The sequence below is a fragment of the Streptomyces sp. NPDC079167 genome, assembly GCF_040686735.1.
In the GTDB taxonomy this organism is placed as follows: domain Bacteria; phylum Actinomycetota; class Actinomycetes; order Streptomycetales; family Streptomycetaceae; genus Streptomyces.
Genome location: NZ_JBFBLO010000013.1, coordinates 76153 through 100605, shown reverse-complemented (window position 1 = coordinate 100605; position 24453 = coordinate 76153). Strand labels below are relative to the sequence as shown.

General features: G+C 71.6%; 21 protein-coding genes. 14 read left to right on the top strand and 7 right to left on the bottom strand.

Annotated features, from left to right (window positions below; genetic code table 11):
- Positions 1 to 28: 28 nt before the first annotated feature.
- The 3 genes from AB0P41_RS26085 to AB0P41_RS26075 are packed head-to-tail and all read right to left on the bottom strand — an operon-like array spanning position 29 to position 2650.
- Entirely contained in the window at positions 29 to 835 is an 807-nt protein-coding gene (locus AB0P41_RS26085; protein WP_356713644.1) for an SAM-dependent methyltransferase, read from the bottom strand.
- Positions 836 to 887: 52 nt separating this feature from the next.
- Positions 888 to 1592: a glycerophosphodiester phosphodiesterase gene (locus tag AB0P41_RS26080; protein ID WP_356713646.1), complete on the bottom strand. Its 705-nt coding sequence runs from the start codon at positions 1590 to 1592 to the stop codon at positions 888 to 890.
- A gap of 23 nt (positions 1593 to 1615) precedes the next feature.
- On the bottom strand, positions 1616 to 2650 hold the full coding sequence (locus AB0P41_RS26075) for an adenosine deaminase (protein ID WP_356713648.1): 1035 nt from the start codon (positions 2648 to 2650) through the stop codon (positions 1616 to 1618).
- Positions 2651 to 2768: 118 nt separating this feature from the next.
- On the opposite strand from AB0P41_RS26075, the gene AB0P41_RS26070 reads away from it, so the two are divergent.
- Positions 2769 to 3473: a DUF4190 domain-containing protein gene (locus AB0P41_RS26070; RefSeq protein WP_356713650.1), complete on the top strand. Its 705-nt coding sequence runs from the start codon at positions 2769 to 2771 to the stop codon at positions 3471 to 3473.
- Between the two features lie 73 nt (positions 3474 to 3546).
- On the opposite strand, the gene AB0P41_RS26065 is transcribed toward AB0P41_RS26070, so the two are convergent.
- A complete protein-coding gene (locus tag AB0P41_RS26065) occupies positions 3547 to 4101 on the bottom strand; it encodes an NADAR family protein (RefSeq protein ID WP_365934473.1) in 555 nt (184 codons plus the stop codon).
- 203 nt (positions 4102 to 4304) lie between these two features.
- On the opposite strand from AB0P41_RS26065, the gene AB0P41_RS26060 reads away from it, so the two are divergent.
- The 7 genes from AB0P41_RS26060 to AB0P41_RS26030 all read left to right on the top strand — a co-directional run bounded on the left by AB0P41_RS26060 (position 4305) and on the right by AB0P41_RS26030 (position 12341).
- Positions 4305 to 5819, top strand: coding sequence for a gamma-aminobutyraldehyde dehydrogenase (locus tag AB0P41_RS26060; protein ID WP_365934471.1), 1515 nt, complete (start codon positions 4305 to 4307; stop codon positions 5817 to 5819).
- Between the two features lie 48 nt (positions 5820 to 5867).
- Positions 5868 to 7115, top strand: coding sequence for a spermidine/putrescine ABC transporter substrate-binding protein (locus tag AB0P41_RS26055; RefSeq protein ID WP_365934469.1), 1248 nt, complete (start codon positions 5868 to 5870; stop codon positions 7113 to 7115).
- A 47-nt stretch (positions 7116 to 7162) separates the two neighbouring features.
- A complete protein-coding gene (locus tag AB0P41_RS26050) occupies positions 7163 to 8314 on the top strand; it encodes an ABC transporter ATP-binding protein (RefSeq protein WP_365934467.1) in 1152 nt (383 codons plus the stop codon).
- Entirely contained in the window at positions 8311 to 9234 is a 924-nt protein-coding gene (locus tag AB0P41_RS26045; protein WP_365934465.1) for an ABC transporter permease, read from the top strand. Before AB0P41_RS26050 ends, AB0P41_RS26045 begins: the two co-directional genes overlap by 4 nt.
- Positions 9234 to 10037: an ABC transporter permease gene (locus AB0P41_RS26040; RefSeq protein ID WP_356713663.1), complete on the top strand. Its 804-nt coding sequence runs from the start codon at positions 9234 to 9236 to the stop codon at positions 10035 to 10037. The genes AB0P41_RS26045 and AB0P41_RS26040 overlap by 1 nt, the downstream gene beginning before the upstream one ends.
- A gap of 29 nt (positions 10038 to 10066) precedes the next feature.
- On the top strand, positions 10067 to 11482 hold the full coding sequence (locus AB0P41_RS26035) for an FAD-binding oxidoreductase (RefSeq protein ID WP_365934463.1): 1416 nt from the start codon (positions 10067 to 10069) through the stop codon (positions 11480 to 11482).
- A 79-nt stretch (positions 11483 to 11561) separates the two neighbouring features.
- Positions 11562 to 12341 (top strand): helix-turn-helix transcriptional regulator, encoded by a 780-nt coding sequence (locus AB0P41_RS26030; RefSeq protein ID WP_365934461.1) that lies wholly within the window; start codon positions 11562 to 11564, stop codon positions 12339 to 12341.
- Here AB0P41_RS26030 and AB0P41_RS26025 read toward each other — a convergent pair.
- Entirely contained in the window at positions 12320 to 12742 is a 423-nt protein-coding gene (locus tag AB0P41_RS26025; protein ID WP_356713669.1) for a hypothetical protein, read from the bottom strand. The two genes, AB0P41_RS26030 and AB0P41_RS26025, sit on opposite strands and share 22 nt — an antisense overlap.
- A 237-nt stretch (positions 12743 to 12979) precedes the next feature.
- Between AB0P41_RS26025 and AB0P41_RS26020 the strand changes: the two genes are divergently transcribed.
- Both AB0P41_RS26020 and AB0P41_RS26015 read left to right on the top strand, forming a co-directional pair.
- Positions 12980 to 13441: a hypothetical protein gene (locus AB0P41_RS26020; protein WP_365934460.1), complete on the top strand. Its 462-nt coding sequence runs from the start codon at positions 12980 to 12982 to the stop codon at positions 13439 to 13441.
- A gap of 81 nt (positions 13442 to 13522) precedes the next feature.
- Positions 13523 to 15355, top strand: coding sequence for a glycoside hydrolase family 18 protein (locus AB0P41_RS26015; protein ID WP_365934458.1), 1833 nt, complete (start codon positions 13523 to 13525; stop codon positions 15353 to 15355).
- Here the strand turns inward: AB0P41_RS26015 and AB0P41_RS26010 are convergent.
- Together AB0P41_RS26010 and gabT are read right to left on the bottom strand one after the other, a co-directional pair.
- A complete protein-coding gene (locus AB0P41_RS26010) occupies positions 15340 to 15876 on the bottom strand; it encodes a phosphatase PAP2 family protein (RefSeq protein ID WP_356713676.1) in 537 nt (178 codons plus the stop codon). The genes AB0P41_RS26015 and AB0P41_RS26010 overlap by 16 nt on opposite strands.
- 399 nt (positions 15877 to 16275) lie before the next feature.
- Complete coding sequence (gabT, locus tag AB0P41_RS26005) at positions 16276 to 17616, bottom strand: 4-aminobutyrate--2-oxoglutarate transaminase (protein ID WP_365934456.1); 1341 nt, start codon at positions 17614 to 17616, stop codon at positions 16276 to 16278.
- Positions 17617 to 17860: 244 nt separating this feature from the next.
- Between gabT and AB0P41_RS26000 the strand changes: the two genes are divergently transcribed.
- From AB0P41_RS26000 to AB0P41_RS25985, 4 genes are all read left to right on the top strand, one after another.
- Entirely contained in the window at positions 17861 to 20230 is a 2370-nt protein-coding gene (locus tag AB0P41_RS26000) for an ATP/GTP-binding protein (protein ID WP_365934454.1), read from the top strand.
- A gap of 152 nt (positions 20231 to 20382) precedes the next feature.
- Positions 20383 to 21960 (top strand): PucR family transcriptional regulator, encoded by a 1578-nt coding sequence (locus AB0P41_RS25995; RefSeq protein ID WP_365934452.1) that lies wholly within the window; start codon positions 20383 to 20385, stop codon positions 21958 to 21960.
- A 164-nt stretch (positions 21961 to 22124) separates the two neighbouring features.
- Complete coding sequence (locus tag AB0P41_RS25990) at positions 22125 to 23570, top strand: aldehyde dehydrogenase family protein (protein WP_365934450.1); 1446 nt, start codon at positions 22125 to 22127, stop codon at positions 23568 to 23570.
- Positions 23571 to 23722: 152 nt separating this feature from the next.
- The gene (locus AB0P41_RS25985) at positions 23723 to 24403 is read left to right on the top strand and encodes an HNH endonuclease (protein ID WP_365934448.1); all 681 of its coding nucleotides are present in this window, start codon (positions 23723 to 23725) and stop codon (positions 24401 to 24403) included.
- Positions 24404 to 24453 lie beyond the last annotated feature (50 nt).

Sequence of the window (24453 nt, the reverse complement as noted above, 5' to 3'; positions counted from 1 at the left end):
ACCGCGATGGCCGTCGCCGTGGCGTTCGTCAGGGCTTGCGGCCCACCGCGCCGAACTGGGCGACCTCCGGGTTCCGGCCCGCGGGGCCCGCCCGCCAGCGGGAGCAGGACACGATGCCCGGCTCCAGGATGTCCAGGCCGTCGAGGAACGAGGCGAACTCGAAACGGCTGCGGGCCGTGATCGGTGGCGTGGCGTTCTCGTTCCAGAAGCGCATCGCGGCCTCGTTGCCCTCGCCGCCCAGCTCCAGCGTGGGATGGGTGAGCACCAGATGGCTGCCGGACGGCAGGGCGTCCATCAGCCTGGTCACGATGCCCTTCGCCTCGTCCGTGTCCAGGACGAAGTTGAGGATGCCCAGCATCATCACCGCGACGGGGCGCCGCAGGTCCAGGGTCCGTCCGGCCGCGCGCAGGATGCGCTCCGGATCCCGGGCGTCCGCGTCGACGTACTCGGTGGCGCCCTCCGGCGAACTGCTGAGCAGGGAGCGCGCGTGCTCCAGGACGATCGGGTCGTTGTCGACATAGACGACGCGCGCGTCGGGCGCGGTGTGCTGGGCGACCTCATGGGTGTTGTCCGCGGTCGGCAGCCCGGTGCCTATGTCCAGGAACTGGCCGATGCCCGCGTCACCGGCCAGATGGCGCACCACCCGGCCCAGGAACGCCCGGTCGGCGCGCGCCACTTCGCCGATGCTCGGGTACATGCCGGTGACCCGGTCGCCCACCGCGCGGTCGACGGGGTAGTTGTCGCCGCCACCCAGCCAGTGGTTCCACACCCGGGCGTTGTGGGCGATGTCGGAACGTACACGGGAGGGTGCGGTGGGGCGGCCGGGCTCGGTCACGTCTGCTCCTGGGATCACGGACGGTACGGACCCGCCCATGATGCCGGACCGATCAAGAGGGCGCGGAGCGAGGGGAGTTCGCCAGCTGGGCCCGGAGTGTGCCGATGCGGTTGGTGGTGATGGAGTCGACCCCGCACGCGAGCAGCCGGCGCATGGTGCGCCGGGTGTCCGCCGTCCAGGCGGAGACCAGCAGCCCGTCGGCGTGGACACGGTCGGCCAGCTCGCGGCTCAGCAGCCCGAACCGGTAGTTCAGCCAGCGCGGCCGTACCGCCTCCAGCAGCACGGCACGCGGGGGTGCGAGCGTCGTCCAGGTCAGGGCGATCTCGGCCGACGGATCGGCCGCTCGCACCTTCAGCATCGCGTGCGTGTCCGCGCAGTAGTACACGCGGTCCTGCGCCCCGCACTCCCGCACCACACCGACGACCTCCTTCACGGAGGCGTCGGTCGCGCCGGGCAGGTCGACCATGATCCGCCGGTCGCCGGCGGCGGACAGCGCCTCACGCAGGGCGGGCACCCCACCGCCGGTCCTCTCCTTCAGCTCCCGCTGGTCCAGCCGGTCGAGGCGGACGTCATGGCCCCACAGCCGTTCCAGCGTGGAGTCGTGGAGCAGCACGGGCACCTTGTCCCGGGTGACGCGGACATCGATCTCGACCGCGTCCGCCCCCCGTTCCACGGCGGACCGGATCGAGGGGAGCGTGTTCTCGCGGGCACGGTAAGGATCGCCGCGGTGTGCCACGGCGGTGACAGTGGTGGTCATGGGGTCATTGTGTCCGGCGGGGGTCACCGGCCGGGGGCCTCCAGCCAGTTCGTCGTGTACGTGTCGATCTCGGCGGCCAGCGTCCGCTTGCCGGCCGGGTCGAGGAACGAGGCCTCCACGGCGTTCTTCGCCAGATCGGCCACTCCGCGCTCGTCCAGGCCGAGGAGCCTGGCCGCCACCCCGTACTCGTTGTTGAGGTCGGTGCCGAACATCGGCGGGTCGTCGCTGTTGACCGTGACGAGGACGCCCGCCTCGACCATCTCCCTTATCGGGTGCCGGTCGATGTCCGCGACCGCCCCGGTGGCGATGTTCGACGTCGGGCAGACCTCCAGGGCGATGCGGTGCTCGGCGAGGTGGGCCAGCAGCTCCGGATCCTGGGTCGAGCTGGTGCCGTGGCCGATGCGCTCCGCCCTGAGCGCGGTCAGCGCGTCCCAGACGGTCCCCGGGCCGGTGGTCTCCCCGGCGTGCGGGACGGAGTGCAGGCCCGCGGCGATCGCACGGTCGAAATACGGCTTGAACTGCGGACGGTCCACGCCGATCTCGGGCCCGCCGAGACCGAAGGAGACCAGGCCCTCGGGCCGCAGGTCGACGGCGAGCCGGGTGGTCTCCTCGGCGGATTCGAGACCGGCCTCGCCCGGAATGTCGAAACACCAGCGCAGCACGGTACCGAGCTCGGCCTCGGCCGCCTTGCGGGCGTCCTCGATGGCCTCCATGAAGCCCTGTTCCGGGATCCCCCGTCGGGTCGAGCTGAACGGGGTGACGGTCAGTTCCGCGTACCGGATGTTCTGCCGTGCCATGTCCCGGGCGATCTCGAAGGTCAGCAGCCGGACGTCCTCGGGGGTGCGGATCAGGTCCACCACCGAGAGATAGATGTCGATGAAGTGCCCGAAGTCGGTGAAGGTGAAGAAGTCCGCCAGCGCCTCCGGGTCCGTGGGGACCTTGGAGTCGGGGTGGTGGGCCGCCAGTTCGGCCACGATGCGCGGCGAGGCCGACCCCACGTGGTGGACGTGGAGCTCGGCCTTGGGCAGCCCCGCGATGAAGGGGTGCAGGTCGTTCATCGGATACTCCCGGATCTCTGATGTGGGCCGGGCGTACCGGCTGCACCGATCATCGTAGGCGGGGCCCTGCGGGCGGATGCCGGGCCGTAGCATGGCGGGACCACGATGGGGGAGGCACATGTCAGACAACACACAGCAGCCCGGGGGCGAGGGCGCGCCGCGCGATCCGTGGGCTCCGCCGGACAGCAGGGTCGAGCTCGGCAAGCAGCCCGCGGACGCCGTTCCGCCCGCCGTGCACAGCCAGCCCACGGTCACGTCCATGCCGGGCACCGACCCGGGCACCGGACCCATACCCGGACCGGCCGGCACCTTCGGCCCACAGCAGCCCCCAGTCCCGGCCCCGCCGGTCGGACCGAACGGGCCCGGGGAGCCCGGGCAGTACGGCTACCCGGCCGCCCCCGCCGCGCCGTCCGCGGCGTACGGCTACCCGGCCGCTCCCCCCGCGCACTCGTACGGCTACCCGGGATACCCCGGCTACGGCGGCCAGCAGCCCTGGGGTCCGTCGCCCGCGAACGGGCTGGGGACCGCGGCGATGGTGCTCGGCATCATCGCGGTGGCCGGCTTCTGCATGTGGGGGTTCGGCATCATCCTGGGCATCCTCGCCCTCATCTTCGGGATCATCGGCCGGGGCCGCGCCAAGCGCGGTGAGGCGACCAACGGGGGCATGGCCCTCGCCGGGATCATCCTGGGGTCGGTCTCGATCGTCATCAGCGCGGTCTTCCTCGGATTCCTGATCTGGGCCGTCGCCAACGACGAGTCGGGCAGCAGCTACGACTACGACGACCCCTACGCCACGTCCCTGGTCGTCGGCACCTCCCGCTGACCGGCGCCGCACGGCTGACCGTGGCCGGGCCCGGGGTCCGGACAGGCGTCCCGGGTCCCGGCCACGCGTCGTATCACCCCGCGCTCAGCCGCGTCCGGGCCTCCATGAGCGCGAAGCCCAGCAGATTCAGACCTCGCCAGGAGGCCGGGTCAGCTGTGCGCGGATCGTCCTTGGCGAGCCCGATGCCCCATATCCGGTCCATCGGGCTGGCCTCGACGAGCACGCGCTCACCGGTCCCCAGCAAATACGCCCGCAGCGCCGGGTCCTGGCCGAACTTGTGGACGCTGCCCTCGACGACCAGGGCGAACCTCTCCTGCGTCCATATGCCGTCGTCGAAGCCCTTGACCAGCCGGCCCACCTTCTTCGCCGCCGCCGGGCTGCTCGCGGACACGGCCAGGGCCTCGGCCTCGGCATCCCCGAAGAGCCTTGCCTTGCCGGCCATCATCCAGTGCTCGGCCGAGGCGTAGGTGACCGAATCGACCGTGAACGGCGCGGGCCACCACTGACTGAGGCAGCTCTCCCCGAGCCTGCCGTCCGAGCGGGGCCGATGCCCCCAGAACGGCAGGTACTTCACTCTCTCCCCGCGGGCCGTGCGCGCCAGGAGGTCGTCCATGTGTTCCCGTCCCATGGCAGCCGAGTCTGGCATCCGCCACTGACAGCCCGTACAGGGATTTCCGTACGCACGAGACACAACGTCGACAGATTCCGTCGCGTAACCAAAAGGAAACAACGGAATCACTTGTTGGTAGAGGTGCGCTCTGTCAGGATCGGCACTCAATTCGACAAGAAGCTACGCCGCCCCTGGTCACGGGGGCAGCGGAGGAGAACGTCATGGGCAACGCTTTCCAGGTGCGGGACCGCTTCGCCGAGGGTGCGCAGTACATCGGCGGACGGCTGCGTCCCGGGACCTCGGGACGCCATCAGGACGTGGTGGACCCCGCGACGGGCAGCACGGTCCTGCGCTACGAACTCGCGGGCACCGACGACGTCGACGCGGCCGTGGCCGCCGCCCGGGAGGCGTTCCCCGGCTGGTCCGGGCTGACCCCGGGCGAACGGTCGGAGGCGCTGCACCGCTTCGCCGCCGTACTCGACGGGCAGGCCGACGAGTTCGCGTACGCCGAATCCCTGCAGTGCGGAAAGCCGGTCAAGCTCTCCACCGAGTTCGACGTCCCGGGCACGGTCGACAACGCCTCCTTCTTCGCCGGGGCCGCCCGCCACCTCGAAGGGAAGTCGGCGGGGGAGTACAGCGGCGACCACACCTCCTACGTGCGCCGCGAGGCACTCGGCGTCATCGGCTCGATCGCGCCCTGGAACTATCCGCTCCAGATGGCCGCCTGGAAGATCCTCCCGGCCGTCGCGGCGGGCAACACCATCGTGCTGAAGCCCGCCGAGATCACGCCGCTGACCTCGCTGATGTTCGCCCGGGCCGCCACGGAGGCCGGCATCCCCGACGGCGTGATCAACATCGTCTCCGGTGCCGGCCGGGACGCGGGTGAGCACCTCGTGAGCCACCCCGACGTCGTGATGACCTCGTTCACCGGCTCCACCGCCGTGGGCAAGCGGGTCGCCGCGCTCGCCGCCTCCACCGTCAAGCGCCTCCACCTGGAACTCGGCGGCAAGGCGCCCTTCCTCGTCTTCGACGACGCCGATCTCGAAGCCGCGGTACACGGAGCGGTCGCCGGAGCCCTGATCAACACCGGCCAGGACTGCACGGCCGCGACCCGCGCCTACGTCCAGCGCCCCCTCTGCGACGCGTTCGTGAGCGGGGTCGCCACCCTGATGGAGAGTGTGCGGCTCGGTGACCCCTTCGACCCGGCCACCGACCTCGGCCCGCTGATCAGCCGTCAGCAGCGCGACCGGGTCGCCGGATTCGTCGACAGGGCCCGCGCCTACGCCACCGTCGTCACCGGGGGCGAGGCTCCCGGAGGCGGACTCGCCGACGGCGCCTACTACCGGCCGACCCTGATCACGGACGCGGCCCAGGACAGCGAGATCGTCACCTCGGAGATCTTCGGCCCCGTCCTGGTCGTGCTGCCCTTCGACACCGACGACGAGGGAATCCGCCTCGCCGACGACACCCCGTACGGCCTTGCCGCCTCCGCCTGGACCACCGGGCTGTACCGGGCCAACCGTGCCACCCGTGAGCTCAGGGCGGGCTGTGTGTGGATCAACGACCACATCCCGATCATCAGCGAGATGCCGCACGGCGGCTACGGCGCCAGCGGCTTCGGCAAGGACATGTCGTCGTACTCCTTCGATGAGTACACACAGGTCAAGCACGTCATGTACGACAACACCGCGGTGGCCGTGAAGGACTGGCACCGCACCGTCTTCGGGGACCGATAGCAGCGACCGCCGGCCGGCGGTCCCACCCACCCGGAAGGGCACACGCGTATGGAGCAGTACGAGCCCGAGCGCCTCTCCGCGCCCCAGCTGGCCGCAATGAGGCGCAGCCTCAGAGACGGCAGGGGCGCCCTCACCCGCCGTTCCCTCCTCCGGGCGTCGGGCACGGCAGCCCTCGCACTCGGCGGCCTCGGGGCGCTGAGCGCGTGCGGCATCCCGCCCGCCGAGCGGGAAGGGGACGCCGCGGCCTCCGACGACCACTCGGCAGCGGAGAAGCAGATCAACTTCTCCAACTGGACCGAGTACATGGACGTCGGCGAGGACGAGAAGAGCCGTCCGACGCTGGCCGCGTTCACGAAACGCACCGGGATCAAGGTCAAGTACACCGAGGACATCAACGACAACGTCGAGTTCTTCGGGAAGATCAAGCCGCAGCTCGCGGCGGGCCAGGACACCGGCCGTGACCTGATCATCGTGACGGACTGGCTGGCCGCACGCATCATCCGGCTCGGCTGGGCGCAGAAGCTCGACCACGCGAACCTCCCGCACGCCTTCGCCAACCTGTCGGCCCAGTTCCGCAGGCCCGACTGGGACCCGGGGCGCGCCTACTCCTATCCATGGACCGGCATCCCGACCGTCATCGCCTACAACGAGAAGGCGACCGGCGGCCGGAAGGTCGACTCCGTCACCCAGCTGCTCGACGACCCGAAGCTCAAGGGCAAGGTCTCCTTCCTCTCCGAGATGCGCGACTCGGTCGGAATGACGCTCCTCGACATGGGCAAGGACCCGGGCGCCTTCACCGACGCCGACTTCGACGCGGCGATCGGCCGCATGCAGAAGGGTGTCGACACGAAGCAGATACGCCGTTTCACCGGCAACGACTACACCGCTGACCTGAGCAAGGGCGACATCGCGGCCTGTGTCGCCTGGGCGGGCGACATCATCCAGCTCCAGGCGGACAACCCGGCGATCAAGTTCTCCATCCCGTCCGCCGGTTACATCACGTCGAGCGACAACATGCTGGTCCCGGCCCAGGCCCGGCACAAGACCAACGCCGAGAAGCTCATGGACTACTACTACGAGCTCCCCGTCGCGGCCCAGCTCGCCGCCTACATCAACTACGTCTGCCCGGTGGACGGTGTCGCCGGCGAACTGGCGAAGATCGACGAGTCGATGGCCTCCAACACGCTGATCCTCCCCGACAAGGCGATGGCCGCGAAGTCGCGGGCCTTCCGCTCCCTCAGCTCCGAGGAAGAGACGGCGTACGAGGAGAAGTTCGCCAAACTCATCGGCGCCTGACCGGCCCGTCCCCCCGTTCTCCCCCGACACCACTGGGACCGCGACCCATGACACAGCAGCAGACAGAGGGCGGCGACGTCCGTCTCACCGGGATCAGCAAGACCTACGGCTCATTCACCGCAGTGCACCCCCTCGACCTCACCGTCCCGCAGGGCTCCTTCTTCGCGCTGCTCGGCGCGTCCGGCTGCGGCAAGACCACCACCCTGCGCATGATCGCGGGCCTTGAGGAGGCGACCACCGGCACGGTCTCCCTCGGCGGCCGCGACATCACCGGCCTGCCCCCCTACAAGCGGCCCGTCAACACCGTCTTCCAGAGCTATGCGCTCTTCCCGCACCTCGACGTCAGCGAGAACGTCGCCTTCGGGCTGCGCCGCCGAGGCATCAGGTCCGTGAAGAAGCAGGTCGGCGAGATGCTGGAACTCGTCCAGCTCGGCGACTTCGCCCACCGCAAGCCGCACCAGCTCTCCGGCGGGCAGCAGCAGCGCGTCGCCGTGGCCCGCGCGCTCATCAACCACCCCCAGGTCCTCCTCCTCGACGAGCCCCTGGGCGCCCTCGACCTCAAGCTGCGGCGCCAGATGCAGCTCGAACTCAAGCGGATCCAGACCGAGGTCGGCATCACGTTCGTCCACGTCACCCACGACCAGGAGGAAGCCATGACCATGGCCGACACCGTCGCGGTGATGAACGGCGGCCGGGTCGAACAGCTCGGCGCCCCCGCCGACCTCTACGAAAACCCCCGGACCACCTTCGTGGCGAACTTCCTCGGCACCTCCAACCTCATCGAGGGGGAGGTCGTCTCCACGGGCACGGACGTCGTCGTCACGGCCGGCGGCGGGAAGCTCAGGCTTCCCGGCGGGCGGTGCGCGTCCCCCGCCCGGAGCGGGGACAAGCTGCTCGTGGGCGTCCGCCCCGAGAAGATCTCCCTCACCCACACCGCCGACGCGGCCGCGATACCCGACGGCCGCAACCAGGTCACCGGCCGCATCACCGACTCCAGCTTCATCGGCGTCTCCACGCAGTACGTCGTCGAGAGCCCGGCCGGCACGGCGCTCCAGGTCTACGAGCAGAACATCGAGCGCGACAGCCGGCTCGTACCCGGCGCCGACGTCGTCCTGCACTGGAACCCCGAGCACACCTTCGGACTCGACGCGGACCAGTCCATCGACGCCGGCACGGAAGGCCTGGAGGAGGTGGCGTGAGCGTCACGAAGGCGCCACCCGCGCCCTCCGCGGAGGCAGCGGTCCGCAAGCCGTCCACCCGCAGGCGGCTCGTCCCCTACTGGCTGCTGCTCCCCGGCATCCTGTGGCTGGTCGTGTTCTTCGCGCTGCCGATGGTCTACCAGGCGTCGACCTCCGTCCAGACGGGATCCCTGGAGAAGGGCTTCGAGGTCACCTGGCACTTCCGGACGTACTGGGAGGCCCTGGCCGACTACTACCCGCAGTTCGTCCGGTCCCTGCTCTACGCCGGCACCGCCACGCTCCTGTGCCTGCTGCTCGGCTACCCGCTCGCCTACCTGATCGCGTTCAAGGCGGGCCGCTGGCGCAACCTGGTGCTCGTGCTGGTCGTCGCGCCGTTCTTCACCAGCTTCCTGATCCGGACGCTGGCCTGGAAGACGATCCTCGCGGACGGCGGCGCGGTCGTCGGCGTACTCGACAGCCTGCACGTCCTGGACGTCACCGCCTGGCTCGGCTGGACCGAGAACAACCGGGTCCTGGCCACCCCCATGGCCGTCGTCTGCGGCCTGACGTACAACTTCCTCCCGTTCATGATCCTTCCGCTCTACACCTCGCTGGAACGGATCGACGGCCGGCTCCACGAGGCCGCCGGCGACCTGTACGCCACCCCCGCCACCACCTTCCGCAAGGTGACGCTGCCGCTGTCCATGCCCGGTGTCGTCTCCGGCACCCTGCTGACGTTCATCCCGGCCAGCGGCGACTACGTCAACGCGGAACTCCTCGGCTCCACCGACACCAAGATGGTCGGCAGCGTCATCCAGACCCAGTTCCTGCGGGTCCTGGACTACCCGACGGCGGCCGCGCTCTCCTTCATCCTCATGGCGGTCGTCCTGCTCGTGGTCACCGTCTACATCCGCCGCTCCGGGACGGAGGACCTGGTCTGATGCCCGTACTGCGCATGATCCGCCGGAACCTGGTCGTGATCGCGGGCCTGCTGACCCTGGCCTACATGATCCTGCCGAACGTCGTCGTGATGGTCTTCTCCTTCAACCGGCCGGTGGGGCGTTTCAACTACGCCTGGCAGGAGTTCTCCCTGGACGCGTGGAAGGATCCCTGCGGCGTCGCCGACCTCTGCGGTTCGCTCTCGCTCTCGCTGCGGATCGCGGTCTGGGCGACCGTCGGGGCCACCGTGCTCGGCACGATGATCGCCTTCGCGCTGGTCCGCTACCGCTTCCGGGCGCGCGGCGCGGTGAGTTCCCTGATCTTCCTGCCGATGGCGATGCCCGAGGTCGTCATGGCGGCGTCGCTGCTCACGCTCTTCCTCAACATGGGCGCCGAACTCGGCTTCTGGACCGTCCTCATCGCCCACATCATGTTCTGCCTCAGCTTCGTGGTGACCGCGGTCAAGGCGCGCGTGATGTCGATGGACCCGAGGCTGGAGGAAGCCGCCCGAGATCTGTACGCGGGCCCCGTGCAGACATTCGTCCGGGTGACGCTTCCGATCGCCGCACCGGGAATCGCCGCGGGAGCGCTGCTCGCCTTCGCGCTCTCCTTCGACGATTTCATCATCACCAACTTCAACGCGGGCTCCACGGTGACGTTCCCCATGTTCGTGTGGGGCTCGGCGCAGCGTGGAACGCCTGTGCAGATCAACGTCATCGGCACGGCCATGTTCGTCATCGCCGTGGCGGTCGTTCTCGTCGGACAGCTCGTCGCGAACCGGCGCAGGAGCAACGCGGGAAAGTAAGAGCATCCACATCGAAGGAGTTGGAAACCATGGCGCCGGATGCCATGCGTACTGCCGCACACTCACTCTCCGAAGCGCGCCCCCTGTCCTACTGGCTCGACGACCCGGGAAAGCCGGAAGCCCGCCCTGCCCTGACCGGGGACGAGCGGTGCGATCTCCTGGTCGTCGGCGGCGGCTACAGCGGACTGTGGACCGCGCTGATCGCCAAGGAACGGGACCCCGGGCGCGATGTCGTCCTCATCGAGGGCCATGAGGTGGGCTGGGCCGCTTCGGGCCGCAACGGCGGCTTCTGCGCCGCCTCGCTGACCCATGGCCTGGCCAACGGTCTGGAGCGCTGGCCGGACGAGATCGGGAAGCTGGAGGAGCTGGGCGCGCGCAACCTCGACGCCATCGAGGCGGCCGTCACCCGCTACTCCCTGGACTGCGATTTCGAGCGCACCGGCGAGATCGATGTGGCGACCCAGCCTCATCACCTCGACGAGCTGCGGGAATGGCACCGCCGGGCCGAGGGCCTGGGCCTCGGTGGCCTCGAGTTCCTGGACCGCGACCAGGTGCGCGCGGAAGTCGACTCGCCGACATTCCTGGGCGGGCTGCTGGACCGGCGCGGCGTCGCCATGCTGCACCCGGCGAAGCTCGCCTGGGGCCTGAAGGAGGCATGCCTGGGTCTCGGCGTACGGATCTACGAGCGCACCCCGGGCATCGGCATCGCCCGGTCGGGCGCGGCCACGGCGGTCCGCACCCCGTACGGCAGGGTGTTCGCGCGGGACGTCGCACTCGGTACGAACGTCTTCCCCTCGCTGGTGCGGAGGGTGCGCCCGTACACGGTCCCGGTGTACGACTACGCGCTCATGACGGAGCCGCTGAGCGAGGAGCAGCTCGCCTCGGTCGGCTGGCGCAACCGCCAGGGGCTGGGGGACAGCGCCAACCAGTTCCACTATTTCCGGCTCTCCGCCGACAACCGGATCCTGTGGGGCGGCTACGACGCCGTCTATCCGTACGGCGGCCGGCTGGACGCGTCGCTGGACCAGCGGCCGGAGACCTTCCTGAAGCTCGCCGGGCAGTTCTTCGAGTGCTTTCCCCAACTGTCCGGCGTGCGTTTCAGCCATGCCTGGGGCGGTGCGATCGACACCTGCTCCCGGTTCTCCGCCTTCTTCGGTACGGCGCACCGCGGCCGGGTCGCGTACGCCGCCGGGTACACCGGGCTGGGCGTCGGAGCCACGCGCTTCGGGGCCGAGGTCATGCTCGACCTCCTGTCGGGGCGGGAGACCGTGCGGACCGCGCTCGGCATGGTCCGCACCAAGCCGATGCCCTTCCCGCCCGAGCCGTTCGCCTGGACCGGGATCGAGCTCACCAAGAGGTCCCTCGCCCGGGCGGACAGCCACGGCGGGCACCGCAACCTGTGGCTGCGGACCATGGACCGGCTGGGGCTCGGCTTCGACAGCTGAGCCGGCCGGGGCCGGGTGGCGGGGCGGCCATTCCCCGAAGGGAATGGTCCGCGACCGCCCCCACAGCTACAACAGGTGCGTGGACTTTCCCCGCGCGCTTCGCGAACGCCGTACCCGCCTGCACGTCAGCCAACTCGACCTGGCGCTGCGGGCGGGCACGACCCAGCGCCACCTCAGCTTCATCGAATCGGGCAGGTCGGTCCCCGGCCGGAACATGGTGGTGCGGCTGACCGAGTCGCTGGAGCTGCCGCTGAGGGAACGCAACGAACTGCTGCTGGCCGCCGGTTACGCGCCGGCCTATCCCGAGAGCGCGTTGGACGACCCGGTGCTGGCCCCCGTCCGCAAGGCCATCGATCACATCCTCCGCGGACACCTGCCCTACCCGGCGCTGGTGGTGGACCGCCGGGGTGACCTCATCGCCGCGAACACCGCGTTCGACTTGATCACCGAAGGTGCCGCGCCGGAGCTGATCGGCCCGGGCACGAACGTCTACCGCCTCGCGCTGCACCCCGACGGCCTCGCGCCCCGCATCCGGAACCTGGCCGAATGGGCGCGCCATGTCCTGGCGCGCCTCGGCCACCTGCGGGAGCTGCGCGACGAGCTCTCCGGTTACGTCCCCGAGCTCGGGGAGTCCGCCGGGCAGCTCGGCTTCGCGGTTCCGCTCCGGCTGCGGTCCTCACGCGGTGAGCTGCGCCTGATGACCACGGTGACGAGCTTCGCCACCGCCGTCGACGTGACGCTTGCCGAGCTGAAGCTCGAAGCCTTCCTGCCCGCCGACCAGCCGACGGCCGACGCGCTCCGAGCGGCCGCCGGGCCGGGGGCGTCGGCTGCTGACGGTCAGGCCCCGGGGAACATGTAGTCGACCTCGATCCGGCCGTCGTCGTCCAGGACCAGGATCTCCGAGCCGCCACCCACGACATCGCCGGTCGCGTCGACCACCGTCTCCCAGCCGAACCGGACGACGCCGTGGAGACGCATCGCATCGGTGCGGCGCCTGAACGTGAACCCCTTCTTCTCGACGAACCGCTCGTAGCTACGGGTCACTCGGAACTCGATCGCGTCGTGTCCCCGAGCCTCCAGGGCCGTGTGTGCGAAGCCGAGTTCCTCGGCGATCTCCCGGATCTCCGCGGGCGGCCGGAGGACGTGGGTGCCGTTCTCCGCCCACAGCCGCTCGATGGCCGCGCGTCGTCCGGCCGCGTCCGGCTCCGTCCACTGAGCCAGGTAGCGGTCGGCCAGGGCCTCCGCGTCGATCTCGGTCATGTGCGTCTCCTTACCGGGTGAGTGGTCCGGGACCAGATCCTGCGGCGCTCGGCGGCGACCGGCAATTCCCCCCGAGGAATGGCGCGAAGACCCTCCGGGACGCGGAAGCCGCAGCGACGTGACCGGGCTCACTGTCATCAGGGGGCCCGACCCGCGTCATGATCCGGCTCGGCCCCCCTCTCCCTCCCGTACGCACCGGCATCGGCCGCCGGTGCCCACGGGAAGGGAAGGTGGCTCATGACCCGCACGGGGGTGGAGGCCGCGGTCGTCTGGCTGGCATCGGTGGCACCGGACCCGGGGGCCTGCCGGAGGGAGTGGGAGCGCAACCCCCAGGGGATGGCGCTGCTCCCTGCCGGAAGGCGCTGGGACGTGCTGCTCGTTCCGGGGGAGCTGGGCTATCCCACGCTCGATGTGCTGACCCGGCTCCTGGAACGGCCGGGGCCCGTCCTCGCGGACTTCGGCGAGGCCCGGATGGGCTTCTTCGTGCCCCCGGGGACAGCGGCCCGCTGGGTCGGGACGGGTATCCGCGGGGTCGGCGGGGGGACGTGGATCGTCGTCCCCCGGCCGGGCAGCACCGTCGGCGGGGTGCGATGGCTGATCCCGCCGGACGGCTCGGGCACGCTCACCGACGCGGCCCTCCTGGAACTGGCCCTGCACGAGGCCGCGGCGGCCAGGGGCGCGCGCGGTGGCGATGGGTGAGGAGCCGCCAGAGGTCTTGACAACCTGATTGGTCTGGACCATGTTGTGCACCACTCAATTCCCCCCTGCACGGAGGCTGTTGTGGAACGCACCCGATCCAGACCACCCGTCCGTCTCCCCGCGCTCACCGCGGTCCTCTCGGCCACCCTGCTCGCCGCCGGTGCCCTGGTCGCCACCGCGCCGGCCGCCGGGGCGGCCGACGTGGATCTGGCGAGCAACGGCGGCTTCGAGGCGGGACTGGACGGCTGGAGCTGCAGCGGCGGCAGCGGCGCGGCCGTCAGCACACCCGTGCACAGCGGTGCTTCGGCGCTCAAGGCGACACCGGCGGGCAGCGACAACGCCCGCTGCTCCCAGACGGTGACCGTGAAGCCCGACTCCACCTACACGCTGGGCGCGTGGGTGCAGGGCAGCTACGTCTACCTCGGGGCGTCCGGCACCGGGACCACCGACGTCTCCACCTGGACCCAGTCCGCCGGTGCGTACAAGCAGCTCACCACCAGCTTCCGAACCGGCCCCGCGACCACGTCGGTGACGGTCTACACCCACGGGTGGTACGGCACCCCCGCCTACTACGCCGACGACCTCACCCTGACCGGCCCGGGCGGCGACCCCGTCACCGTGCCCGCCACCCCCACCGGACTGCGGGCCGGCACGGCCACCGCGTCCTCCGCCCCGCTGACCTGGACCGCCTCCGCGGGAGCCACCGGCTACCGCGTCTACCGCGACGGTACGGAGATCCTCGACACCACCGGAACCTCGGCGACCGTCACCGGGCTGACCGCCTCGTCCGCGTACAGCTTCCAGGTCAGTGCCCTCAACGCCGCCGGTGAGTCGGCGAGGTCGGCGGCCGTGAGCGTCACCACGGCCGCGGGCGGCGGCGGAGGCGACGACGCCGGTCTCCCGGACCACGCCCTCGTCGGCTACCTCCACTCCAGCTTCGCCAACGGCTCCGGATACACGCGGATGGCCGACGTCCCCGACTCGTGGGACGTCATCAACCTCGCCTTCGGCGAGCCGACGTCCGTGACATCCGGCGACATCCGCTTCTCGCTCTGCCCCGTGGCCGAATGCCCCGGCGTGGAGAGCGAGGCGGAGTTCAAGGCCGCCATCAAGGCCAAGCAGGCCGCGGGCAAGAAGGTGCTGATCTCGATCGGCGGCCAGAACGGGCAGGTGCAGCTCGCCTCCACCGCCGCCCGCGACACCTTCGTCTCCTCCGTGTCCAAGATCATCGACACCTACGGACTCGACGGTCTGGACATCGACTTCGAGGGCCACTCGCTCTCGCTGAACACCGGGGACACCGACTTCCGGAGCCCCACGACCCCGGTGATCGTGAACCTGATCTCCGCGGTGAAGTCCCTCAAGGCCAAGTACGGCGAGGACTTCGTCCTCACCATGGCCCCCGAGACCTTCTTCGTGCAGCTCGGCTACCAGTACTACGGATCCGGCCCCTGGGGCGGCCAGGACCCGCGCGCCGGCGCCTACCTGCCCGTCATCCACGCCCTGCGCGACGACCTCACCCTGCTGCACGTCCAGGACTACAACTCGGGTTCGATCATGGGCCTGGACAACCAGTACCACTCCATGGGCGGCGCCGACTTCCACATCGCCATGACCGACATGCTGCTCACCGGTTTCCCGGTCGCGGGTGACCGGACCAAGGTCTTCCCGGCGCTCCGGCCCGAGCAGGTCGCCTTCGGCCTTCCGGCCTCCACGCAGGCCGGCAACGGGCACACCTCACCGGCCGAGGTCACCAAGGCGCTGAACTGCCTGACGAAGAAGACCGACTGCGGCAGCTACCGGACGCACGGAACCTGGTCCGGGCTGCGTGGCCTGATGACCTGGTCCATCAACTGGGACCGCTTCAACAACTGGGAGTTCTCGAAGAACTTCGACGCCTACTTCGGCGGCTGACCGCTCCTGCCGCCCGCCCACAGGGCGAGCAGCAGCAGCCCGCTCAGGCACCAGCCGGCCACCACGTCCAGCGGCCAGTGGTAGCCGCGCAGCACCAGACCGACGCTCGTCGCCGCCGTGAGCAACCCGGCGGTGACGAGCGTCACCCATGACCGTTTCAGATGCGGGGCCAGCAGCAGGGCCGCGGCCCCGTACGCCACCATCGCCGTCGTCGTGTGACCCGAGGGGTAGTAACCCGTCGCCTCGGTCAGCGGACCCTGACGGTCCGTCCACAGCTTGAGCGGGACGACGAGCGCCGGGACGGCCGCCATGGTCACCACGGCGTACGCCGCCGCACGCCTGGCGCGGCGGAACCAGGCGAAGAGGACCGCGCACGCCAGCACGGGAAGGGCGACCTGCGTGTTGCCGAGATCGGCGAAGAGTTCCGCGAGCGGTGCCGGGCCCCGCCCGGCCAGCTCCAGCCCGAGGCGCTCGTCGGGACCGAGGAGCGGGCCGTCGGCCAGCACCTGCCAGGTGATCACCAGGAAGAGCGCCAGCAGCGCACCGGCAGCGGCAACGAGAAGAACCGGCCACCGGGGAACAGGGGGGATTGTTCCGAGGTGGCCGGTCGGATCGGTTTGCCGCGCGCCCCGGGGGGTGTGGGGCGAGCGGCCATCCGATCGGTGAGGAGTCCCGGAGCCCGAAGCTCCAGCGGTGTGCGCGATGGCACGGCCGGTACGGCGCTGGGGGAGCCCCGGTCCGGCATCACCCGCAGTCCCCTGCGGGCGGGGTGTTTCTCTCATCTGGGGAAACCGTACGTCAGAGGAAGGAGGCACCGGAAGTGGCAACGGTATCCCGCCATCGCCCCCGCACACCTTCTTCACACGCCTGCACCCGGGCGCCGGTCGGCCTCTCACCGGTGCCCGGGTGCTTCGTACGGGTCAGAGGGTCGCGAACGCCTGCTCGATGATGTCCAGGCCCTCGTTCAGCAGGTCCTCGCCGATGACGAGCGGCGGCAGGAAGCGCAGGACGTTGCCGTAGGTGCCGCAGGTCAGGACCAGCAGGCCCTCCGCGTGGCAGGCCTTGGCCAGCGCCCCCGCGGCGGCCGCGTCGGGCTCCTTCGTGCCGGACTTCACCAGCTCGATCGCGATCATGGCGCCACGGCCGCGGATGTCCCCGATGATGTCGCCGTTCGGGAGCTTCGCCCGCATCTCGGCGAGGCGGCCCTTCATGACCTCCTCGATGCGCCTGGCCTTCCCGTTCAGGTCCAGCTCACGCATCGTCTCGATGGCCCCGAGCGCGCCCGCGCAGGCGACCGGGTTGCCGCCGTAGGTACCGCCGAGGCCACCGGCGTGGGCGGCGTCCATGATCTCGGCGCGGCCGGTCACCGCGGAGAGCGGGAGACCGCCCGCGATGCCCTTGGCCGTGGTGATCAGGTCGGGCACGATGCCCTCGTCCTCGCAGGCGAACCACTGGCCGGTGCGGCAGAAGCCCGACTGGATCTCGTCCGCGACGAAGACGATGCCGTTCTCCTTCGCGAACCGCGCGATCGCCGGGAGGAAGCCCTTGGCCGGCTCGATGAAGCCGCCCTCACCGAGGACCGGCTCGATGATGATCGCGGCGACGTTGTCCGCGCCGATCTGCTTGGTGATCTCGTCGATGGCCTGCGCGGACGCCTCGGCGCCGGCGTTCTCGGCGCCGGTCGGCCAGCGGTAGCCGTACGCCACCGGCACGCGGTACACCTCGGGGGCGAACGGGCCGAAGCCCTGCTTGTACGGCATGTTCTTCGCCGTCAGCGCCATCGTGAGGTTCGTCCGGCCGTGGTAACCGTGGTCGAAGACGACGACCGCGGTGCGCCTGGTGTACGCGCGGGCGATCTTCACGGCGTTCTCGACGGCCTCGGCGCCCGAGTTGAAGAGCGCCGACTTCTTGGCGTGGTCGCCCGGCGTCAGCTCGGCGAGCTGCTCGCAGACCTCGACGTACCCCTCGTACGGCGTGACCATGAAGCAGGTGTGGGTGAAGTCGGCGAGCTGCGCCGACGCGCGGCGCACGACCGCCTCGGCGGAGGCGCCCACCGAGGTCACGGCGATACCGGAACCGAAGTCGATCAGCCGGTTGCCGTCCACGTCCTCGATGATTCCGCCGCCCGCCCGGGCGGTGAAGACCGGCAGCGTGGAGCCCACACCTGCGGCGACCGCCGCGACACGGCGGGCCTGCAGCTCGGCCGACTTCGGGCCGGGGATGGCGGTGACGACGCGGCGCTCCTGCGGGATGTCGGACATGCGGGGCTCCTGGGGGTGTTTCGGACGCTTCTGTTTCTGCAGGCTAGGGGCGGGTGCGGGCAGCGGTCATGCTCCGATCGGGAGTGGTGGGAGCGTGTCCTTGTCCGCGACGGACAGATGTCCCGTCGGCGTCACCGGAGGCGCCTCCGCCGGGTCATCCGGCCGCATGGCTGAACTCCCCGTGCCCTGGCACTAGATTGGCCGTGCAGAAGGCGGGACCTGGCTGGTCAGGGGGCAGCGGTTCATGGACACCGAAGGCACGTACGACGCACGCGGCACGGGCGCGGACCGGGTGCCCCGGCCGGCTGGGCCACCACCCGCGGCGCCACCGCCCCCCGCCCATGCCCCGTACCCCCGGCGCCCGCCCGCCGCGGACGCCGGTGTCGAGGAATGGCTGCGCACCCCGCGCCCCGTCCGGGAACCCGGCGTATGGCGCTACGGGCACACCCCGCGCCCGCCCGAGAAGCCCGAAGGGGTGTCCGACCGCTCGCTGCTGGTCGGGGTGCTCATCTCCGTACTCAGCGGGCTGCTCCTCTGGTCGCTCTGGCGCAACGGGTACATCCCCTACCGACTCGTCCCGCTGAAGCTGTTCACTCCGGGCGACTGGTGGTACGCGGGGACGTTCGGCGGGCCCCGGACGATCGAGGGCGCCGACGCCCTCACGGTCTACGAGGCCGTCCTCTTCGGGCTGCTGGTCTACGGCTGCGCGCGGCTGGGCAACTGGTCCGAGATCTTCCGGCGCCACGTCGCCGGCCGGGGGCAGCCCTTCCTCGGGCTGGCCACCGCCGCGGGCGGCGCCCTCGCCGAGCTCCTCGTGTGGAAGGACGCCGTGCCGCTCGTCCGGCCGGTACTGATCCTCGTCGCCTCGGTCGCGGGCGGCGAGATCTACCAGAGCCAGGCCGTCGTCAATGTGATCTACACCGTGATCGCGCTCGGGGTGCTCTGGCCGTTCGCCCGCCTGGGCCACTGGCGACGGCTCCTCGCGGACCGGTTCGGGAAGCGCACCGCGACGGCCCCCGAGGCCCCCTCCGCACCCCCGGACGCCCCCACCCCCGAGCAGTGGCCCGAGCTCCGCGCCGCAGGCCGGACGGACGCCGCCGACGCCCTCACCGCCGAGGTGCGCACCGGCCGTATGAACGACGTCGACGTCGCCCGCCTGCGCCACGCCTATACCGTCGGCCGGGGGCACCCGGAGCGTCTCGCCGCGCTCACCGAGGCCGTGCTGCGCACCGGCGGAGCCGCCGCGCTCCACCCCTCGGGCGCCCGGGACCTGCCCCGCCGCACCGCCCGGCACGACCTGCTGACCGGCCAGGTCCGCCTCGGCGGCTGCGCCGACGACCCTCGCAACCCGTACGCCAGGCGAGGATCGGGACTCGCCCTGGAACCCGCGCTGCTCGGCACCTCGTTGCTCGCCGTCGGGCCGCCCGGAGCGGGCAAGTCCGCCCGGCTGGTGCGGCCGGTCGTCGAGTCCCTCGCCCTCCAGGCACTCGCCGGCCGGGCCGCGGTGCTCGCCGTCGGAGCCGCCGGGGCCGAGCTCGGTCCGGACGACGCCTTCGACGTCGTGGTGCGGATCGGTGACCCGGCCTCCGCGCACGACTTCGACCTCTACGGCGGCACGACCGACCCCGACGAGGCCGCGAGCGTGCTCGCGGAAGGGCTGGTCGGCGACGTGACCCACCTGGACAGCAGGCGCGCCGCCACAGTGCTCGCCCAGCTGCTCGGCCCCTACCGCGCGGTCCACGGGCACTTCCCCGGGGTGCCGGCGCTCCGCGAGCTTCTGGACGGCGACGCCGCCGCGATCGACGCGCTGCGGGAGACGCTCCGAGCAGGCGGCCACCAGGCCATGCTGCGCGAGCTGGAGGCCCGCACCCGGCAGAAGGGGGGAGCGGGGGACCCCGGGCCTGTGCTCGCCGACCGGATCGCACTCCTCGACCGGCCCGCGTTCGCGCCGTTCTTCGCCACCGGGGCGGGGGCCAGGCCCTTCTCGCTGCGGTCCCTCGAACACCTGCCCCTCCGCGTCAGGATCGACCTTCCGGAACGGGCGCACGCCGAGGCGTCGCGGCTGCTCACCCGGCTGGTCCTCGCGCAGTTCACCGCGATCGCCGCCGCCCGCACCGACCGGTCGCTCTTCGTCTGCCTGGTGCTGGACGACGCCACCCAGGCCGTCACCGCGGAGACCGTCCGGGGCATCCGGCGGCTGCGCCCGGTCAACGCCGGAGCGGTCCTGACCCTGCGTACCGTCGACGACGTACCCGAGGGGCTGCACACCGCGCTCCTCGGCGCGGTCGGCTGCTGCATGGCCTTCAGCGGGATCACCACCTGGGACGGCAAGCGCTTCTCCGAGGCCTGGGGCAAGGAGTGGGTGGAGACCCGCGAGGTCGCCCAGCACGCGGTCTTCGCGGACCAGCCGTTCACCCGCGCCCTGCACGGACTGCGCAAGCTCGTCACCGGCAAGGCCGTGACCAGGGACGCCGTGACCGTGCGGCGGGTCGAGCGGGAGCGCTGGTCCGCCTCCGAGCTGGCGTACGAGCTGCCCGCCGGCCACGCGGTCCTCTCGCTGACGACGGTGGACGGCGAGCACGCGCCGCCGCTCCTGGTCGACCTGGGCGGCTGAGCGGGGCCGCGAGGTTACGGGGACCCTGCCGCCCTGGCAGAATCGGCCCCGTCCGTCTGTACGGGACGGCGCATTCGAGCCGTTCGCGCAGAGCGGTGCCATCGAGCCGCCCGCCCGGGCGGTGCCATCGACTCCAGAGGTCCGGCGGTCCCATGCCACCCACTCTCGCCTCCCTCGTCCAGCACTCGGCCCTCAAGCTCACCGTCAGGGCCGGTGCCGACCGGCTCGCGACCCCCGTGCGCTGGGCGCACGCCAGTGAGCTCGCCGACCCGGTCCCGTACATGGACGGCGGCGAGCTGCTCCTCGTCACGGCGACCAACCTCGACGCCCGGGACCCGGGAACGATGCGGCGGTACGTACAGCGGCTGGCCGGCGCGGGGATCGCGGGCATCGGTTTCGCCGTGGGGGTCACCTACGACGAGATCCCGCCCGCGCTCGTGGACGCCGCCGAGGAGGCCGGCCTGCCGCTCCTGGAGGTCCCCCGGCGCACACCGTTCCTCGCCATCAGCAAGGCGGTGTCCGCCGCGATCGCCGCGGACCAGTACCGGTCGGTCACGGCCGGCTTCGACGCCCAGCGGGAGCTGACCCGGGCCGCGGTCGCCGGGGACGGCCCCGCGGAGCTGCTCACCCGCCTCGCCGCGCACGTCGACGGATGGGCCGCCCTCTACGACTCCTCGGGCGCCGTCGTCGCCGCGGCGCCCGACTGGGCGGCACGCCGCGCCGCCCGGCTCACCCCCGAGGTGGAGCGGCTGAGGGACCGCTCCGCCCCGGCCAGCGCGGTCGTCGGCGACAGCGAGAGCGACGACCGGGTCGAGCTCCAGTCCCTGGGCGCCGGCCGTCGCAACCGGGGTGCGCTGGCCGTCGGCACGGGGGCGGCACTCGGCACGGCCGAGCGCTACGCGGTGCACTCCGCGGTCGCCCTGCTGACCCTGACCACGGCCCGCTCCCGCGCGCTCCAGGGCGCGGAGCAGCGCCTCGGTGCCGCGATCCTGCGCATGCTGCTGGCGGGGGAGTCGGATCACGCCCGCGCGGTCGCAGGGGATCTGTACGGCGGGCTGCTGGACGCCCCCTTCCGGGTCCTCATCGCGGAGTCGTCCGCGCCCGCCGGGACGGAGCTGCTCGCCGAGACGCTGGAGGCCGCCGCCTCCCGGTCCGGCGAGGCCCTCCTGATGGTGCCCGAGGGCGAACGCCTCGTGGTGCTGGCCGCGGACGGCGGCGCGGCCGTCGAAGCCGGCGCGGCCCACGCCAGGGCCGCGGGCGACCCACCGGTCCGGGAACCGGGCGCCGACGACACCGACGTGGTCGTCGGCATGTCCGCCCCCTCCGGCCCGATCGCCGTGTCCGCCGCGTACAAGCAGGCCGAGCAGGCGCTCTCGGTCGCCCGCCGCCGCGGCAGGACCATGGTCGAGCACGAGGAACTCGCGGCCGGCTCCGTCCTGCCGCTCCTCGCCGACGACGCCGTACGGGCCTTCGCGGACGGGATGCTCCGGCCGCTGCAGGAACACGACGCGAAGGGCCGGGGTGATCTGGTCGCCTCCCTTCGCGCCTGGCTCTCCCGGCACGGCCAGTGGGACGCCGCCGCGGCCGATCTGGGCGTCCACCGCCACACCCTGCGCTACCGGATGCGCCGGGTGGAGGAGATCCTGGGCCGCTCGCTCGACGACCCGGACGTCCGGATGGAGCTGTGGCTGGCCCTCAAGGCGACGGCCGCCTCCTCGGGGACCCAGTAACTCCCTCCGGCCGTCCGGCTACGACAAACCGGCGTACGGGCCCTCCGCTCCACTCCACGACGGACAAGCCTCATCCGCGCCTGACCGCCCTACGGTGGGGCCGACGGGTGCCCTCGTGGCGCCCGGCGATCGTCGTTCACCACCCCCGAAGGGCCGGTACCGCCATGACTTCCACCCACGCCTTCTGGCTGGCCGGCCGCCAGGCCACCGGCGAGGACAGCTTCGACGTCACCAACCCCTGGGACGGCCGTCTCGTCGGTACGGTCGCCGTGCCGACCGACGCCCAGGTCGAGGAGGCCGTCGCCGCCGCGTACGCCGTGCGCGAGGAGTTCGCCGCGACCCCGGCGCACGTCCGGGCCGCCGCCCTCGACCACGTCGTACGCCGTCTCACCGAGCGCACCGAGGAGATCGCCCAGCTGATCTCCGCCGAGAACGGAAAGCCCGTCAAGTGGGCCCGCGGCGAGGTCGGCCGCGCCGTCTCCGTCTTCCGGTTCGCCGCCGAGGAGGCGCGCCGCTTCAACGGCGGAGACGCCCAGCGGCTGGACACGGACGCCGGCGGGACCGGCCGTCTCGGGCTGACCCGGCGCTTCCCGCGCGGACCCGTCCTCGGCATCGCGCCCTTCAACTTCCCGCTCAACCTCAGCGCCCACAAGGTGGCCCCGGCCATCGCCGTCGGCGCGCCGATCATCCTCAAGCCGGCCCCGGCCACCCCGATCTCGTCCCTGATCCTGGGCGAGCTGCTGGCCGAGACGGACCTTCCGGCGGGGTCCTGGTCCGTGCTGACCGTGCCCAACGACAAGATGCCCGCCCTGGTCCAGGACGAGCGGCTGCCGGTGATCTCCTTCACCGGGTCCGGCCCGGTCGGCTACGCGATCATGGAGTCGGTGCCGCGCAAGCACTGCACCCTGGAGCTGGGCGGCAACGGCGCGGCCGTCGTGCTCGGCGACTGGTCCTCCGAGGAGGACCTGGACCACGCCGCGAGCCGCATCGCGACCTTCTCCAACTACCAGGGCGGCCAGTCCTGCATCTCGGTGCAGCGCGTCGTCGCCGACGCCTCCGTGTACGACCGGCTCGTCCCGAAGATCGTCGCGGCCGTCGAGGCCCTGGTGACCGGCGATCCCTCCGACGCGGCCACCGACGTCGGCCCGCTGGTCAGCGAGGACGCCGCCCTCCGCGTCGAGTCCTGGGTCGACGAGGCCGTCACCGCCGGCGCCACGCTGCTGACCGGCGGCAAGCGCGACGGCGCCACGTACGCCCCGACGGTCCTCACCGACGTTCCGGACACCGCGACGCTCGCCCGCGAGGAGATCTTCGGGCCGGTGCTGTACGTCCGGAGGACCGAGGGCGAGGCCGAGGCCTTCGCCGCCGTCAACGACTCGAAGTACGGGCTTCAGGCCGGCGTCTTCACCCACGACCTGCAGACCGCCTTCCGCGCCCACCGCGCCCTGGAGGTGGGCGGCGTGGTCATCGGCGACGTGCCCTCCTACCGCGCCGACCAGATGCCGTACGGCGGTGCCAAGCAGTCCGGAGTGGGCCGCGAGGGTGTGCGCTACGCCATGGACGACTACACCTACGAGCGGGTCCTCGTCCTCACCGGCCTGGCCCTGTAGGCCGGGCGGGGAACGGACCGGCCGGAGCCCACTGTGCGGGGGCTCCGGCCGGTCGCGTCCAGGAATCGTTCCTGCGGTGAACGTCCACGTCCGTGCGGGTGACAGATGCCCATCGGCCTCCGCCGGGGGCGGGGAGCCGGTAGAACGCGGGAGTGATCAGGAACCTTCTGCGCAGCTTCGGCGCGCTCACCCTCGCCCTCGTCCCGGTCCTCGCCTCCACCCCGGCACAGGCCGCCCCGGCCCCGGGGGCCGCCGTCGTGACCACGCTCGCCGACGCCGTCGGCCTGGTGAAGGTCGTCGAAGAGAAGAGCACCGGCTACGCCCGCTCGCACTTCAAGCACTGGAACGCGGGCGCCCTCCCCTCCGACGGCTGCGACACCCGCGACGAGGTGCTGCTCGCCGAGGCGGTCAAGGCCCCGACCGTGGGGGCCGGGTGCAAGCTGACCGGCGGAACGTGGCAGTCGTACTACGACGGTCAGGAGGTGGCCGATTCAGGCGCCCTGGCCGTGACCCACACGGTGCCGCTCGCGGAGGCATGGGCTTCCGGTGCCTCCGGGTGGAGCGCTGCCCGCCGTGAGGCGTACGCGAACGACCAGGGTGCGTCGGCCTCGCTGGTCGTGGTGACGGCCCGCGTGAACCGGCAGAAGGCCGAACAGGACCCGGCCGAGTGGATCCCGCCGGTGCCGGAGTCGCACTGCCGCTACGTCGGCGAGTGGGTGACGGCCAAACTCCGCTGGCAGCTCACCGCCGACAACCCGGAGATGGAGGCGCTGAAGGTGTTCGCCGAAGGTCCCTGCGAGGACGCCATCGTGCAGTACACGCCGGCCTCGTGACCATGCGCCGTGACCTGGCGGAACCGTAGGGATGATCTTGCGTGACCTCG

Bases quoted from the DNA above. Each gene is read 5' to 3' on its own strand.
- AB0P41_RS26080 (WP_356713646.1), bottom strand. From the start codon at position 1,592: ATGACCACCACTGTCACCGCCGTGGCACACCGCGGCGATCCTTACCGT.
- AB0P41_RS26075 (WP_356713648.1), bottom strand. From the start codon at position 2,650: ATGAACGACCTGCACCCCTTCATCGCGGGGCTGCCCAAGGCCGAGCTC.
- AB0P41_RS26070 (WP_356713650.1), top strand. From the start codon at position 2,769: ATGTCAGACAACACACAGCAGCCCGGGGGCGAGGGCGCGCCGCGCGAT.
- AB0P41_RS26065 (WP_365934473.1), bottom strand. From the start codon at position 4,101: ATGGGACGGGAACACATGGACGACCTCCTGGCGCGCACGGCCCGCGGG.
- AB0P41_RS26060 (WP_365934471.1), top strand. From the start codon at position 4,305: ATGGGCAACGCTTTCCAGGTGCGGGACCGCTTCGCCGAGGGTGCGCAG.
- AB0P41_RS26055 (WP_365934469.1), top strand. From the start codon at position 5,868: ATGGAGCAGTACGAGCCCGAGCGCCTCTCCGCGCCCCAGCTGGCCGCA.
- AB0P41_RS26050 (WP_365934467.1), top strand. From the start codon at position 7,163: ATGACACAGCAGCAGACAGAGGGCGGCGACGTCCGTCTCACCGGGATC.
- AB0P41_RS26040 (WP_356713663.1), top strand. From the start codon at position 9,234: ATGCCCGTACTGCGCATGATCCGCCGGAACCTGGTCGTGATCGCGGGC.
- AB0P41_RS26035 (WP_365934463.1), top strand. From the start codon at position 10,067: ATGGCGCCGGATGCCATGCGTACTGCCGCACACTCACTCTCCGAAGCG.
- AB0P41_RS26025 (WP_356713669.1), bottom strand. From the start codon at position 12,742: ATGACCGAGATCGACGCGGAGGCCCTGGCCGACCGCTACCTGGCTCAG.
- AB0P41_RS26020 (WP_365934460.1), top strand. From the start codon at position 12,980: ATGACCCGCACGGGGGTGGAGGCCGCGGTCGTCTGGCTGGCATCGGTG.
- gabT (WP_365934456.1), bottom strand. From the start codon at position 17,616: ATGTCCGACATCCCGCAGGAGCGCCGCGTCGTCACCGCCATCCCCGGC.
- AB0P41_RS26000 (WP_365934454.1), top strand. From the start codon at position 17,861: ATGGACACCGAAGGCACGTACGACGCACGCGGCACGGGCGCGGACCGG.
- AB0P41_RS25995 (WP_365934452.1), top strand. From the start codon at position 20,383: ATGCCACCCACTCTCGCCTCCCTCGTCCAGCACTCGGCCCTCAAGCTC.
- AB0P41_RS25990 (WP_365934450.1), top strand. From the start codon at position 22,125: ATGACTTCCACCCACGCCTTCTGGCTGGCCGGCCGCCAGGCCACCGGC.